Below are 15,942 nucleotides of genomic sequence, written 5' to 3' on the forward strand. Positions count from 1 at the left end.
GTCGTTTTAATAATTCACGTTAATACCGATGGTGTATACCCGTAAAGGAGGTGTACGGCCAGCCAGCATATTCTCCGGATCGAGGTTCTTATACTTCGAAATGGTATACAGGTTCTGCCCCGCTGCATATACCGATAAACCGGCCATGCGTGCCCGCTGGATCAGTTTGGCGGGTAAGCGATACGTGATGCTCAGGTTTTGCAGGCGAGCGTAGGTAGCATCGCTGTATGCACCGGTACTGTTGGTAAACTGGCCCTGACTCAATAACGCGGCCAAACCAGCACTGGCTTTAGGCACATCGGTAATATCACCTTCTTTCATCCACCTTCTATCGGCAATATCTTTGGGATAATTCACATTGAACCAGCCCAGCGGATAACTTTGGAAAGCCAGGTAGTTGGTGCCCATTCGTTTGGTTACTGTAACCAGGAAATCAAGACTGAAACTTTTATAGGTAAAGGCGTTCAGGATACCGCCATAATACTTAGGCGCCAGGTCTACAAACTCCGTCCTGTCGGTATTCGCATTCAACTGTTTGGGACTCAGGAAAGGTGTATAGTCGCCTTTTACGCCATCGGCATTGATAAAATTATACATGCCCGTTGTGGGATCAACACCTGCATACCTGAACAGCCTGATGCCGGTAATGGGTTTGCCGATCTGGTAGTTCACATTGCTCACCAGGTTATCTATTCCGGGATAAGCTTTCAATTTTGTACGTGGCACAGTGGCATTGATCCGGGAAGTCCAGGTGAAATTTTTAGTGCTGATGTTCTTTGTATTCACCGTAAATTCGGCCCCGTAGCTGTGAATATGCGCCGGCGAATTAATTGTAAAATCGGTGAAGCCGGTTATACTCGACAACGGCTGGCTGGTCAGTTGATCACCTACCTTGTTATAGTAATAGATGGCCTCAATATTTACCAACCCCTTCAGCACATCCAGGTTCACCCCTATTTCCGTATTCCTGTTGGTTTCCCAATGCAGGTATGGATTTGCCAGGTTGAAGGGGGTAATTGAAATACCTCCATTATATGAGGTGCTGTTAAAGCTGTAGGAGTTTATATATTGATAAGGTGGAATAGCACTGCCACCCACCAGGGCATAACTGGCCTTGAATTTAAGAAAGCTGATAACACCCCGTACCGGTTTAAACCAGGGCTCCTCACTTACGATCCAGCCACCGCCTACAGATCCGAAATTACCAAACTGTTTATTATTCCCGAACACGGAAGAACCATCGCGCCTTCCATTTAATGAAAGTATGTATTTATCGGCCCAGCGGAAATTGATTACCCCAAAGCCCCCGATATATCGTCTTGGCATAATCGTAAACTGCGTGGATATATTGGTTTGAGCGGCATTAGAGGGGCTCAACAGCAGTTCATCAGACGCAAAACCGGTCCCGTTTATATAGGTACTCTGGTTCACCATATCACGTATACTACCACCGGCAATAAGGCTCAGGCGGCCCTTTCCAAATAACAGGGTGGTATACTCTGCACGCGGATCGGCACTGAACGTACGAACGCGGTATTGATTAACCGCACTCCAGGTTTGCGAAGCGTTAAAGTTAGCCGGGTTGAAATAAGAACTGGGTCTGCCGGAAAATTCCTTTGCCGTTAACAGGTTAAACCCACCTGCGGCAGTAAAGCTCAGGCCCTTAACAGGCGTATATACCAAAGACACATTTGCAACCAAATTGTCGGTACTGTTATTGTACAGTGAATTCAGGATCGCTGCATAATTGGTACCGGTTTCCCAGTTAAGCTTACCATTGGGCAAGATAGGAACAGGCGAATTGGGCGCCAGTGTAAGCCCTGCCGAACCGGCAAAATCAGCCTGCACCATATCATCTACATTGTTGGTATAACTGCCCGACAAGGCTGTAGTGAACTTGCGGTCATTGGTAGCGGTATTTACACTAAAGTTCACGCCTCCCTGCCTCACAGATCCTTTACTGCGTTGTATATTATGGATGGTGCTGTAATTAGCCCCCAGCAAAAAATTAGTATTGGCCGAGCCTCCCGAATAAGTAGCATTCAACCGGGTGGTTGGTGCATGTTCACCCAAATAAAAATCTTTCCAGTTGTTTGAGACGGTTGTATCCCAGGTACCATTCAGATCAAGATCGCTGGTCCCGGGCTTTGTTTTATCATTGTCCATTCCGTTGCGGCGTACAGCCAGGTAATCCCGGGTGTTCATTAACTGTACATATTTCCCCAGCTCTGAAAATCCGTATGAAGCGTTGACATTTAACGAAGGCTTGCCGGCTTTTGCTTTTTTAGTAGTTATAATGATAACGCCAAAAGCCCCTCGCGAACCATAGATAGCCGTGGCATCTGCGCCTTTTAACACACTGATCGATTCTATCTGGGAAGGATCCAGGTAATTGAGGGCATTGCCGTTTAACCTGAACTGAGGAGTGTTCTGGCCAAAATTGAGCATGGGCAAAGGGCTATTCGCCGGGTATTCTACCCCATCCACAATATATAAAGGTTGACCACCAGGCGGAAGACTGCCAGGAGAATTTTTGGCGCCGCCCGACAGGGTATTAAGACTCCTGATCTGTACCTGGAAAGCGCCATTAGGCACACCTGTGTTTTGCGCCACAAACATGCCCGCTACCCTGCCCTGCAATGCCTGCAGCACATTGGGCACCGGGTTCCTGGCTATTTCTTTTGAACTGATGGTAGTGATGTCACCGGTATTGTACCGCATGCTGGTACTGGTATAGGCCGTGTATTGCACTTCATCGAGCACGCTGACCGATTTCTTCATTACAATCACTGTGATCTGCAGATCGGGCAGCTTTATTTCCCTAACGAGCTTTTCATATCCAATATAAGTGACTTCCAATAGATAAGCGCCATTCTCAAATTCCGCCCCCAGTTTAAATTCTCCTTTTTCATTGCTCACCCCGGAGCTGATGAGTTTACCCCGTTGATATATGCGAATAGAAGCGCCCACCAGTTGTTCTCCCGCATCACCAATTATGCGGCCAGCTATTTTTGTACCCCAGGGGAGCTGGTTAAACACTTCATTGATATTTGGCGGCGGGGTGATCTTTGGTTTTATAACCACCACCTTGTCGAACATTTCATAAGTAAAGGGCTGGTTGTTAAAACAAAAATCAAGTACCTGTTTCAGCGTTCCATTTTTTACATCGATGGACACCGGCCCGGCCTTTTTAAGCAACTCGATCTTGTAGTAAAAAGAAACGTTGGCCTGCTTTTCAATTATTTGCAGTACCTTTTCGATGGGGGCGTTCCTTTCAGAAAGTGTGATGTTCTGCGCCCTTCCTTTAGCAGCAACCTGTAAACAGGCGCCCAATAACAGAATGGCTGTAATTCTCATGATTTTTAGCAGTTTGTTGACCAGTGCGTGGTCTGTTACGTAACGCCAGGGCAACAGGACGTTACTACAAAGCAAAATTGGCATAACTTTGTAAAGTTTTGGGTTAATTGATAAAGCAGTCTTTAGCGAGATACTTGTTATATCGGGTTAACTCATTTCCAAACCTGGTTCGCCTTCCCCGCGGCCAGTTTTTTTATTTGAGTGACCCGAATTCCTTTATTTCATTATAATGATTTTCTTGTTTTCGATCCTGAAATGAACACCACTGGCTTCAATGATCTTCAACATTTCACTGGCCATTACATTCCGCGGGATCTTTCCCCTGAAATGCCCTTCGGGTCTGGCGCCTTCATATACTACTTCCACATCGTACCAGCGTTCTACCTGTTTCATGACAGATTCTATATCGGCATTGGCGAAATTGAAGAGGCCGTTTTTCCAGGCAAGGACCTCGTCGATATTTGGAGCATGCTCTATGGTGAGTGGTGAGTTCCCCACTTTGTCGGAATGCCGGGAATCGGCAGGGTCAGTGGTGAGTGGGCTCACTATTGCAATTGCCTGCTCACCAGGTTTCAAGACAACAGATTCCCCTTTGCCATCTGCTTCGCCCGCCGAAGCTTTAGCGAAGGAGGGCCGTCTGCCGACTTTCACTCTCCCTTCAATTAAAGTAATTTTCTCAGCCGCTTCATCAGTATAGGCATGTACATTAAAATGTGTACCCAACACTTCTACTTCGGAGCCACTGGATTCTACCTTAAATGGCTTGGCGGCATTGTGCACTACTTCCAGGTAGGCTTCGCCATCGATGGTAATTTTTCTTTCTTTTCCGGGGAATGAGGTTGGATAGGTAATAGATGAAGCGGCATTCAGCCACACTTTTGAGCCATCGGGCAATACCAGTTGGTAAATACCGCCACGAGGTGTACGAAGGGTATTATAAGTTACTTCCTTAGCCTCCCCACTTCCCTCCCGATTAGCCGGGAGGGAGTAAGAGAGTTGACCACCGTTTGATTTTGTTACAGTTGCTATTCCCTGTTGCGCCAGTTTTCCGTTAGCGGCACTGTCAAGAACGATGGTCGAATTGTCGGCCAGAATAAGAATGGCCTTGTTACCGCCTGGTGAAATATCTTTGGTTGTTGCAATTGTTGTTGTGCCGGGCTTAGTTTCCCGGGTACGGATTAACCAGTACGCAGCCACTCCCATAACCAACAAAACAGAGGCGGCGGCTGCCATCCGCATCCATCTTCTTTTCGCAGCGTACATGCTTACCACGGGTGTCTCATAGGTAATCTCTTGTGGAAGCGTCAATGCCGGCAACTGGTATTTACCGGGGAATACATCCAGGCCATCCCAGGTGGCATTGAACAATTGCATGATCGTTTCTTCCTGCACATCCTCTCCTTCAAAACCCAGTTCATTGATCAATGCATCCAGCTCCTGCTGCGTACATTGGTTTTGTACGTATTTATGATATAGCTCCTCCAATTGTTCCTTGCTTATTGCCATTATATTTATATTAAATGCACAGCCTTACCCAACAGATACGCTTGGGTAAATAAAGAGTACTACCTCGGTTAAAAATAAATTTCAGGTGCATTTCAGCAGGTGAGTGGTGAGTAAGCTCGCGAAATTGCAGGTGTCCGAACAATCGGAAACCCACTGACCGCTCACTACTGACCCTGCCGGTTCCCGGCATCCCGACAAAGTCGGGAACTCACCCCCTGCCTTTCGCGTGCAAACAAAAAGCGAGGATAAGGCAAGCTAAGTCGGTATGATTAGTAATGTAGTTCCGGATAAACTGGATGGCTTCGGTCATGTGGTTGCGCACCGTATTTTTGCTAATGCCCATTTGCAGGGCAATTTCTTCATAGCTTAAATGCTGTTCGCGGCTCAGGATGTAGGCAGTGCGTTTTTGCCGGGGTAACTGCTCAATGGCCTGCTGGTATAATTTGTTCAGTTCTTTTTGCAACAGTTCGTCTTCATTGGTATTGCGCAGCGCCTCCATATTATTATACAGGTTCTGTTGCAACTGCCGGTCGAGTTTCACCTTTCTGAAAAAACTAATAATATAGTTATAGGTGATCTTTTTTATATAGGGGGTAAGCGGGTAATTGGTATCTATCTGGTTTCTGCGTTCCCATAACTTTATAAATACTTCCTGGGTGGCCTCCTCGGCTATTTCTTTCGATTTGGTAAGGGTAAAAGCAAAGGCAAAAATACGGTCTTTATACAGGTCGTACACTTCCGCAAACGCATCCGCATCGCCATCAATAATCTGCAATAGCAGGCCTTTTTCACTATTTGAAAGCTCAGTTGGCACGGGGTGTTTTAGTATTTTTGATTTATTGCAGGATTACCCGATAATAACATGTGACTGCCTCAAAATCAGCAGGATGATTAAACTTTTTATCCTTACAAATATAAGGCATTCCACTTTTTCCTAATACTTTCAAAATAGCCCGGTATTTTCCCGTGACCTGTTCATTTTGCACATACAAAACGATATAGCATAGCATTTTTTACCATATATAGGTATTAATTGTCCAAATGTAACTACGGAAACGTTTGCGCAGGTTTTCAAAAAAGTTCGTCCTTTTTGGATGAATTTCACCCCTTGTTTCTTCACCTTAATCTTAACAAATGATTGCGATTCGGAAATTCTGTATCCTGCTATTCATCCTATGGTTATGTGCCCCTTATGAATCGGCAGCCCAACAAAAAAGGATTTTCGGCAAGGTTTTCAACACATCCAATTTACCTATGCCGGGAGTCAACATCCAATTAAAAGGGACCAACATTGGAACCTTTACCGACACCAAGGGCGTTTTTACCCTTACCATTCCCGATAACAAACAAGCTGTTATTGTAGTATCTGCCGTGGGTTACAATACCCAGGAGGTTGATGTTACCAACAACAATGGCGAAGTGACCGTTTCTTTAACGGAACAGGTTGCCCAGCTCAGTGACGTGGTGGTGGTTGGTTATGGTACCGCCCGTAAAAAAGACCTTACCGGTTCTGTAGGATCTGTAGGGTTGGCGAGTACCGACAAAACACCCGTATTTGGAACCGGCCAGTTAATGCAGGGCCGGGTAGCGGGCGTTCAGGTAACCCAAACCAATGCGCAGCCGGGTTCATCTTTCACCGTGCGCATCCGCGGTACCAACTCTATTTCCATGAGCAGCGATCCGCTGTATGTAATTGATGGTTATGCCGGCGCCGATATTGCCGCATTAAACCCCAACGACATTGTTTCGATTGATGTATTAAAAGACGCATCGGCCACCGCCATTTACGGTAGCCGGGGCGCTAACGGCGTGGTAATGATCACTACCCGCAGAGGATCGGCGGGCAGAAAATCCGTTACAGTAGATGCTTACACCGGGTTTCAGCAGGTTGCTCACAAGCTCGACATGATGAATGCCAAGCAGTACGCCGAATTCATGAACGAAACGTATGCCAACTTAAACCCTACCATCACAACCAGACCTTTCAGCCAGGCACAGATAGATACGCTGGGTAAAGGCACCGACTGGCAGGATGAGCTGTTCCGTAATGCCAAGATGTCGAATTTCAACGTAGGCTTTTCAGGTGGAAATGCAGATAGCCGTTATTATCTCAGCATGAACTATTTTACCCAGGATGGCGTTATCATCAACTCCAACTACAAACGTGGTAACCTGCGGTTTAACCTGGATAGTAAAGTGAGCGAAAAGATCAAAATAGGTTTGAGTTCACAGCTTTCGTACGACAATCAGTTACGGGCCAACGTAAACACGACTGGTGGCAGCACCGGCGGTACCCTGCTCGATGCCTTGTTATTCAACCCGGGCATACCTGTATATGACAATACCGGCGCCTTTACTTATCAAAACGGCCCCAATAATTATTCTATCATAGCCGGTAACCCCGTAGCAGCTGCTATGCTTAACAGCGATAAAGCGAAGAACACCCGCCTGTTTGCGAATTTCTTTGCTGAATACGAGCCAATCAAAGGCTTGAAGATCCGCAGCAGCTTTGGTGGTGAATACCGTAACTACCGCAATGATGTGTTCCGCCCCAGTACCACTTACCTGGGTACATTGAACGGAGGTGGGTATGCACAGATAGTAACCAACAATAACTACAACTGGCTGAACGAAAACACCATCACTTACGATAAAGCTTTTAATAAAAACAATGCGCTTAATTTAGTAGGTGGTTTTACCTACCAGGAATTTAAGAACAGCTCTGTAACTTCTACAGTAACCGGTTTGTCGACCAATAACCTGGCAACAGACAACCTGGGTATTGGTGGCGCAACAGACGGGTCAAATACCTCATTAAATACATTGGCTTCGTTCCTGGGCCGCGCCAATTACCGGCTAATGGATAAATACCTGTTCACAGTTACCTTCCGGGCAGATGCTTCTTCCCGTTTTGGCGCCAATAACAAATGGGGTTATTTTCCTTCCGGCGCCTTCGCGTGGCGGGTGAAAGAGGAGAACTTCCTGAAAGATGTGAATGCCATCAGCGACCTGAAATTCAGGGCAAGTTATGGCCTTACCGGTAACCAGGAGATCCCCAACTACCTGTCATTGAAACAATATACTTCCAATACTTACTGGCTGGGCCAGGCCCGGGTGAATGGATTCTCCCCCAACAACCTGCCTAATCCGGACCTGTCATGGGAAGCTACAAAAGCACTGGATCTTGGTTTCGACCTGGGCATTCTGGAAAACAGGGTACAATTCACGGCAGATTATTACCTGAAGAAAACAACCAAACTGTTGTACAATGTTTTGCTGCCTGTTACCTCAGGGTTTTCGAGCATAACCCAAAACCTGGGTAGTGTACAGAACCAGGGTATTGAGTTAGGAATCAATACCATCAATATTGATAAGAAAGATCTTAAATGGACCACCGCTTTCAATATCTCTGCTAACCGCAACAAGGTGCTTAGCCTGGGCCCCTATAACTCTCAATTTACCGGTAACGTAAGTACGAACCTGTTCCCCGGCGGAAAAACATTCTCTTCCCTCCTGCAGGTTGGAAAACCGATCGGTGAATTCTATGGTTATGAATTTGGCGGCATCTGGCAAACGCAGGACCAGATCAATAAGAGTGGCACCAAACAAAAAGTAAAACCAGGCGATCCCATTTATAAGGACCTCAACGGCGACAGCGCGCTTGATGGTACAAACGACAGAACGGTCATTGGCCACGCACTCCCGAAATTCACATATGGTTTTACCAGCAACCTTACCGTTGGGCGGTTTAACCTGTTTGTGCTGATCCAGGGTGTACAGGGTGTTAACATCCTCAATGAAAACAAGATTGAAATGGAAGCCGGTAATGCGTATGCCAACAAATTCGCTTACGTATATACTGATTCATGGCGCGGAGAAGGCACCAGCAACACGTTGCCAAGCGCGGGTAATACCCTCCGTCGTACATTGGGCGTAACCAGCGATATGATCGAGGATGGCAGCTATATGCGCTTCAAGACCATTACGCTCAGCTATGATCTGCCACTGCCCAAACTGAGCAATGTATTCAAATCAGCCAACATTTACGCAACTGCACAGAACCTGATCACGATTACCAGTTATTCAGGTTACGATCCCGAAGTGAATTCCTATTCAAACACACAGGGTAATTACACGTCGCTGAATGTTGACTATAACCCCTATCCGAACATCAAAACCTATACGTTAGGGGTTAAACTCGGTTTCTAATTCAGGCAGATCGTATTGCATACCAGTAAAAGAACAATTATGAAAAAAAGTATTTTCTATATAGCGGGAGCCTGCCTTATGTTGATGGCTTCCTGTAAAAAAGAACTAAAAGAAAAACCTTACAGTTTTCTTACACCGGATAATTACTATACCAACGCTACCGATGCTCAGACAGCCGTCAATGGCATCTTCAACGTACTGCAGCAACAACCATCCTACCAACGCACGGTATGGCTTATTGGGGAATTACCAGCCGATAACCTGATGCCCATCCCCACCACAACCAGCGAGCGTCTTGAATTGAGTAATTTCAACTGGACACCGGGTAATGGGGAGATCCTCAACTGGTGGCAAACATCCTACCAGGCCATCAGCCGGGCCAATGATGTGATCCTGTATGTTCCGGCAATCAAGATGGATACTACTCTGCGCAATCATCTTGTAGGTAACGCCCGGTTTTTACGCGCCTTGTGTTATTTTGACCTGGTAAGGAATTTTGGCGATATACCATTACTGTTACGTCCTATTTTAACAGCATCCGACACCCTGCTGTTCCCCAGCAGAACGGCGGCGTCTGAAGTATACAAGGCAATTATCAATGACCTGAAATTTGCTGAAACCAATTGCTTTGCAGAAAGCAAGATCACCAAGACCTATTCAACCCTTAAAGGGATGGCAAGTTCAGGCGCTGCCGCTACCCTGTTAGCCAAGGTATACCTGCAAAGAGGCAGCACAACTTTCGCCGATGCGCAGGATAACCAGAATGCCCTGGCAGAACTGAACAAGGTGATCGCGTCCAAAGAGTATTCATTGTTCCCCAACTATTCCGATGTGTTTGACAATGCCAAGAAAAACGGCACGGAACATATCTTCTCTATTCAGTTTGGCCCTGGTAACAATGGTGCTGGTTCCAACATCATTTTGCGGATGCTCTATCCATCCAATTTAGGTGGCGCTGGTCCTTTTGTGGCAGATAGCAATTTCTTCAAGACCGGTTATTCCGCAGACGATATCATTCGCAGAAAATGGAATATGGCAGATACTGTAGGCACGCAAAGAGTATGGCCTCCGTTTATTTACAAATACCGCGATCCGGCCTACGCAAGTGGCAGTAACAACTCAAACGTAAACTGGATCGTACTTCGTTATGCCGATGTACTATTAATGCAGTCTGAAGCACTCAACAATATCGATGCAACCGACATCACTAAATTCAATGGGGTGAATGCAATAAGAGCAAGAGCAGGTTTAACAGTTGCCAGCCAATTGAACTTTACCAATACAGTATCACAGAATGATTTTATCGACAGCCTGGTGAAAGACAGAGCGCGTGAGCTGTTTGTAGAAGGACATCGCAAATACGACCTCATCCGGTTAAAACGGTACAAACAGGTAATGGCTGCCTCCAGGGGCATCACAGTGCCTGATTACCGGTTCCTGTTACCCATTCCGCAAACCGAACGGGATGTGAACAAGAACCTGAGTCAGAATGATGGCTATCCTAAGTAGATGATAAAGGTTACGCAAACCAGGCCCTCCCGATGCATCGGGAGGGCTTTTTTCTGCTCATCGTTCAATCATTAAAATAAGTATTTGCTATCTTTTGAATGAGGGTTTCCGTCAAAGGCTTTTCAATGTATTCCACTACGGCATTATAAGTAAATGCTTTTTTCTTATCTTCTGCTCTCAGGGAAGAGGTCAGCATTACTATTTTTACCTGTTTGCAGGTATTCATCCGGGTAAAATTGTCCAGAAAATCAAAGCCATCCATCCTCGGCATGCGGATATCGAGGAAAATAATATCCGGACAATTGTTTTGTTGGATCCATTCACAGGCAACCAATCCATCACTGGCCACGGCTATTTCGCCGGCTATAGCCAGGTTCTTAAAGGCCAGGCTTGCCAGAAAGTTGGTGGCATCATCATCATCTACCAGTAAAACTTTATTAAAATGTGCCATTAGCCAGGTATATTTTAAATATTGTTCCTTTGTTCACCTCGCTTTCGATATAAATTCTTCCACCATACGACTCTACTATTGAATAGATCATATGCAATCCTATTCCTGAACCTTCAACATGTGTATGAAACCGCTGAAACAGTCCATATAATTTATCTTTATAAAGGTTCATATCTATTCCTATACCCTGGTCCTTTACTTCCAATACAACAAATTTATCTTCACAGTATGTTGTAATGTCAATTTTCGGCGGATGGCTGTTCTGTTTATATTTAATGGCGTTGGTAAGCAGGTTTTGAAAAATACTTTTGAGATGAACGGCCGGGTAATATATAAACCTGCACTTAGTGAAATCTGCCAGTATAATTGCCCCGGAAGATGTTATCATATCATAGATCCTCAATTTAACTTCCTCCAATGCTTCTATCAGGTTTATCTTTTCCCGTTCCACTTTCAATGTTTTACGGAAGGCTATAATTTCATTGAGCGCATTGATCGTTTTCTGCATTTGCCGGGCAGAATTGACAGCCAGCTCAAAAAGATGTTGTTTGCCGGGTTGTATGGCTTCTTTTTGTTGTATGAGGGTTAACATGCCAATTAAACTGGTAATAGGTGATTTCATATCGTGTGAACTAATATAGGCAAACTCTTCCAGCTCTTTATTGGTGCGTTCAAGACTTAAAGAGTAGGTTTTTAAGGCCTCATTGTTTTCTTTAAGGTACCTGTTCATGTTTTCAATTTGCTCGAGCATTTTATTAAACCCACCCGATAAAATCCCTATTTCATCATTACCGGCGCCCTTCACACGCAGCGCATAATTACCTGTACTTGCAATCTCTTTTGTTTTTGAAACCAGCGTTAGCAGGCGGTGAACGATGGAACGCTGCAAAAAAGCTGAAAGAAGAAGGGCGGTTATTAGGGCAGTCAGTAAAACAAATACCGTCACTTTTATATAACTGGCAATAATTTTATCCAGTTCATTTAACTCGCCATATAGCACTACGGTTCCCATAAATTCCTTTTCCTGGTAAAACTTATACCTTACCACCAGCAGCTTTCCATCGTCGGCAGCCATTATATCCTTTTCAGTTCCCGGCTGTTCCCTGGCATACCTGGCAAATAGTTTTCCGTTTTTATCGAGCACAACAGCCTGGGTAATATCAGGCTCCTTATTTAATTTCATCAGTATTTGGGTAGCGGCGTCCTGGTCCAGGAAAACCACGGTAGACGCTGCATTTTCGCCTACAATCCTTGCCAGGGAATACATTTTACGCCTGGCTTCATCCTTAAAAGTTTTAATATCATTTAAAACAAAGAAAATACAACATACCAGCACTACAATGAATGCGGTAGCTGTTTGAATAATGATCAGCTTGTTTCTTATTGATAAATTTCTAAAAGCAATCATATCACTTTATAATAATAGCCAGTTTCAATAACTGTGAGCTGGCGGTTAAACCAGCTGAATTTATGGCTCTTACATTGGCCTCAAACTTCAGCTTACGGTTAATGATAACAAAATTGATAGCTGTTCCCAATTCTGCATATCCATTCTGCTCGCTGATAACAAGCATTCCTTTCCCGGAAGTTTTCGTTAAAATGTCATCCAGCGCCACACCAGCGCTCTGGGAAATAAAAAGTATATGGCAAAAGCTGATATCGGCAGGTTTATTGAATCGCTTAATGGCTATTTTTTTATTATCGACCCTCTCTGTTTTTACAATCTCACCAAGCGGATCGTCAATAGGTGATGATCCAATAATACCTATAATAAATTCATTTTCGCCAGCTTCCGCTTTCCATTCTATATACCTGGTAAAATTATAAATAAACGCAGCTTTAAGGTTGTACTCACTTGCCCTGTCTTTTTGCGCCCAAATGGAAAAAGAACATACAGTAAAAAACAGGATCGTTGTAATCGGCCGGAAGTTTCTCATGGTTATTGCTTTACTATTATCCGATAGCATAAATCAAAATTCAAAACTGGCGCCCCCAAACACCATCAATGCCGGCGCATCGGCCCGGTAAAACTCTCGTTCCCTGTTGTTAAAACAGTTTCTTCCACTCAGGGAGAGGGTGATCTTTTTAGTAATCGCATACCTCACCGCTGCATTCAACATTACTTTCCCTTTAATATGTTCAACACCCCGCTCACCATCATTATAAGTGAGGTTACTGCTTTCCAACTGGGTTTGGTCGCTATAAAACCATGGACTGAGATTGATATTTAACCGGTCACCGGCTTTCCAGTTAATGTAAGCGCCTCCGTAACAGGCAGGAGTAGCCCGGTGTTTTATTTTTGTTCCCATGCCTGAATAAATATTGTACGTGGCCGGATCATTGTTATTGGATGGAAGGGGTGGCGCATCCGGTGAATTGGCATATTGAGAATAATCATACAACATGGTCTTTTGCAGGGTAACAAATGGCTTGAACTGCCAGTCGCCGGCAATAAAATTAACGGACAAAGTACCACCCCATTGTTTGGCGTACACCGTCAAATTGTTCAAATCAGCCAATCCCTGGAATGCGAGCGGCCCGGTAGGGTTAAATGTTCCGCTTTCAAAAATAGTGTAGGAGAAATTACGTGTTTTGGTGGTGAATAATTCCAGATCAACTCCCAGGTTATCTGTGGGCTGCACCCTGTATCCTGCTTCAAACAGGGTGGAGGTAAGCAGTTTTATATTTTTGTTTCCCCGAACTTCAAGCAAATAGGTCCTGCCACCCAGGGGGCCTGTGATATCGAGGTTGGAAAACAGATCAATGATAAGCGGGGTCCTATAGGCCTTTGATTGTACAAAGCGCACCAGGTTGCGGTCATTGATCTTATAAGTGGCAGCCAGCTGCCAGGAATAATAGAACCTGTCGGGATAGTTGAATTTATCAGCCCTGGCCCCGCCAACCAGGCGAAGCCGTTGATCAAACAATTTATAATCGGCCCGCAGGGAAAAAGCATTGGTTACAGATTCGGCCCGCCCACTCCATAGGCCTTCTTTTATAGCGGTGTTTACATATTTACTGTCATCATAAATAGCCTGCCGGTAAATAAGGCCAGGGGTGACACTTAAATTTTTTATTGGTACGATTTTATATTCAACAAGGGCATCGAATGTATTATAATGCCATCTCCACCTGTCAAACCCTAACAAGGGAAATTGAGTTCCGTCCACATAGCACAGCTGAACCAGCCAGTTATTAATATCACCTTTTATATTCGCGTACCGGGTATCAGCTTTGGCAGTACTTAAATAAGCCGAATAGCTATCTGTTGCAAATTCTTTCTGCACCTCCGAATGCTGGATGCCAAATGCTGCCGAAAAACGGATATTTTCTGCCGGATCGTAATTGACAAATCCGTTAGCGCCATACTTACGCATGGCCAGGTCCGGGTTTGGGTATCTTTCATTTATATTGGCGGGGCCCAGCGGATTTCTTTTTACAGCAGTAACCGAATCGAGGGGTACATATTGCTGGGCAGGTTCGTCATAATAAGTACTTTGGGTCCTGTTCCTGTTTTGAAAATTACCTGATAATACGGCGCTTATTTTGCCCTGGTTGTATCCCAGCGAAGTGTTTGTACTGACCGAATTATAACTACCGGCCAATGCATTGGCAACCGCATACAACCCTTCTTTCAATGCTTTGCGGGTAATAATATTAATCACTCCTGAAACAGCATTGGGCCCATATAAAGCGGCAGAAGGCCCTCTGACCACTTCAATTTTCTCCACATCATTGAGATCGATGGGCAGGGTTTCCCAGAAGGTGCCGCCATGTAAATAATTATATACCGGATAGTTATCGATCATTACCAGCGCAGTAGAGCTGGTAAAGAATAAAAAACCTGCATTGGGCGGAATATTGTCGAGCCCCCTGATGTGAATATCATAATTGCCATTGGTTTGTTCCCGCACAATTACACCGGGCACCAGGCGTAATGCCTCCATGATGGATGTACAGCCCGATCGTTTTATCTCTTCTTTGGTCACCACCGAAGAAGAAAGCGGCGCGTCAAATGTTGATTCAGCAACTTTGGAGGCCGAATAGATCGGGATGTTCATTAAGTTTTCGATCGACAGGTGTAAAAGAGATGATACAGAATCCTTTTTCTGGCCATTTACCTGAATGGAAACAGCATACATACATAATACAAAGGCAATAATTCTTTTCATAGAATACCCGTTACCGGTATTTTTCGGGTTGAAATGAAATGGTGAGTGGTGAATGGTGAGCGGTGAGTGCGCTCGCGAAATTGCAGGTGTCCGAAAAATCGGAAACCCACTGACCACTCACCTAATTAAGGTAGGTCGTTGCTATCATTTGCACCTTTTCGGAAGTCAATGGCTTTTCCAGGTATTCGATCACCGCCTTGTAGGAAAAGGCCCTCAATTTATCTTCGGGCCGTACCGAACTGGTAAGCATAACGACCTTAATCTTTTTTTCGAGCGATAGCTTTTTTAATCTTTCTAAAAAATCAAAGCCATCTATTCCCGGCATTTTAATATCCAGGAAAATAACGTCGGCACAGTCCGATTGCCTGATCAACTCCAATGCCCTTAAACAGTTTTCAGCAGTCTCAAATTCGTTGGCTGCCTGCAGGCTTTCGAGCAATTCTTTTGAAAGATAATTAGCGGTGGCATCGTCATCTACCAATAATATTTTATTAATCGGCAGGAATTCAACAGGACGCTTATTCATACACTTTCAATTTTGGGGTTAAGCAAATAATTACAGCTAAGCATACGTATGCATCACCTGGAAATTGCTAATAATCAGACCCTTGCCTGTAACGGTAAGAAAACTATCGGAAGCTATGTACTGGAAAGTTGCGGTTAGGTAATTGTTTTAACAGGGCAGTATTATTTGTAAACATCAAGCTCACCCTAAGGTAATATTATTTTATTATATAA

Annotated in this window: 10 protein-coding genes; 2 read left to right on the forward strand and 8 right to left on the reverse strand. The window is 44.7% G+C overall.

From position 1 onward, the window contains the following. Positions 1-6: 6 nt before the first annotated feature. From NIAKO_RS20420 to NIAKO_RS20430, 3 genes are all read right to left on the reverse strand, one after another. Positions 7-3,357, reverse strand: a complete 3,351-nt coding sequence (locus NIAKO_RS20420) for a SusC/RagA family TonB-linked outer membrane protein (protein WP_041347070.1) — start codon at positions 3,355-3,357, stop codon at positions 7-9. Between the two features lie 216 nt (positions 3,358-3,573). Further along, positions 3,574-4,863 (reverse strand): FecR family protein, encoded by a 1,290-nt coding sequence (locus NIAKO_RS20425; RefSeq protein ID WP_014220347.1) that lies wholly within the window; start codon positions 4,861-4,863, stop codon positions 3,574-3,576. A gap of 208 nt (positions 4,864-5,071) precedes the next feature. Then, positions 5,072-5,677, reverse strand: coding sequence for an RNA polymerase sigma-70 factor (locus NIAKO_RS20430; RefSeq protein WP_014220348.1), 606 nt, complete (start codon positions 5,675-5,677; stop codon positions 5,072-5,074). 320 nt (positions 5,678-5,997) lie between these two features. Here NIAKO_RS20430 and NIAKO_RS20435 point away from each other — a divergent pair, with 320 nt between their 5' ends. Both NIAKO_RS20435 and NIAKO_RS20440 read left to right on the forward strand, forming a co-directional pair. After that, on the forward strand, positions 5,998-9,072 hold the full coding sequence (locus NIAKO_RS20435; RefSeq protein ID WP_014220350.1) for a SusC/RagA family TonB-linked outer membrane protein: 3,075 nt from the start codon (positions 5,998-6,000) through the stop codon (positions 9,070-9,072). 39 nt (positions 9,073-9,111) lie between these two features. After that, positions 9,112-10,581 (forward strand): RagB/SusD family nutrient uptake outer membrane protein, encoded by a 1,470-nt coding sequence (locus NIAKO_RS20440; RefSeq protein ID WP_014220351.1) that lies wholly within the window; start codon positions 9,112-9,114, stop codon positions 10,579-10,581. A 64-nt stretch (positions 10,582-10,645) separates the two neighbouring features. On the opposite strand, the gene NIAKO_RS20445 is transcribed toward NIAKO_RS20440, so the two are convergent. The 5 genes from NIAKO_RS20445 to NIAKO_RS20465 all read right to left on the reverse strand — a co-directional run bounded on the left by NIAKO_RS20445 (position 10,646) and on the right by NIAKO_RS20465 (position 15,730). Beyond that, the gene (locus tag NIAKO_RS20445; RefSeq protein ID WP_014220352.1) at positions 10,646-11,032 is read right to left on the reverse strand and encodes a response regulator; all 387 of its coding nucleotides are present in this window, start codon (positions 11,030-11,032) and stop codon (positions 10,646-10,648) included. Beyond that, on the reverse strand, positions 11,019-12,440 hold the full coding sequence (locus NIAKO_RS37000) for a sensor histidine kinase (protein WP_014220353.1): 1,422 nt from the start codon (positions 12,438-12,440) through the stop codon (positions 11,019-11,021). The genes NIAKO_RS20445 and NIAKO_RS37000 overlap by 14 nt, the downstream gene beginning before the upstream one ends. A 1-nt stretch (position 12,441) precedes the next feature. Continuing rightward, positions 12,442-12,969, reverse strand: a complete 528-nt coding sequence (locus NIAKO_RS20455) for a YfiR family protein (RefSeq protein ID WP_014220354.1) — start codon at positions 12,967-12,969, stop codon at positions 12,442-12,444. 33 nt (positions 12,970-13,002) lie between these two features. After that, the gene (locus tag NIAKO_RS20460; RefSeq protein ID WP_014220355.1) at positions 13,003-15,204 is read right to left on the reverse strand and encodes a TonB-dependent receptor plug domain-containing protein; all 2,202 of its coding nucleotides are present in this window, start codon (positions 15,202-15,204) and stop codon (positions 13,003-13,005) included. Between the two features lie 121 nt (positions 15,205-15,325). Beyond that, positions 15,326-15,730, reverse strand: coding sequence for a response regulator (locus NIAKO_RS20465; RefSeq protein WP_014220356.1), 405 nt, complete (start codon positions 15,728-15,730; stop codon positions 15,326-15,328). Positions 15,731-15,942: the final 212 nt, after the last annotated feature.

It is taken from the genome of Niastella koreensis GR20-10, assembly GCF_000246855.1.
GTDB lineage: Bacteria > Bacteroidota > Bacteroidia > Chitinophagales > Chitinophagaceae > Niastella > Niastella koreensis.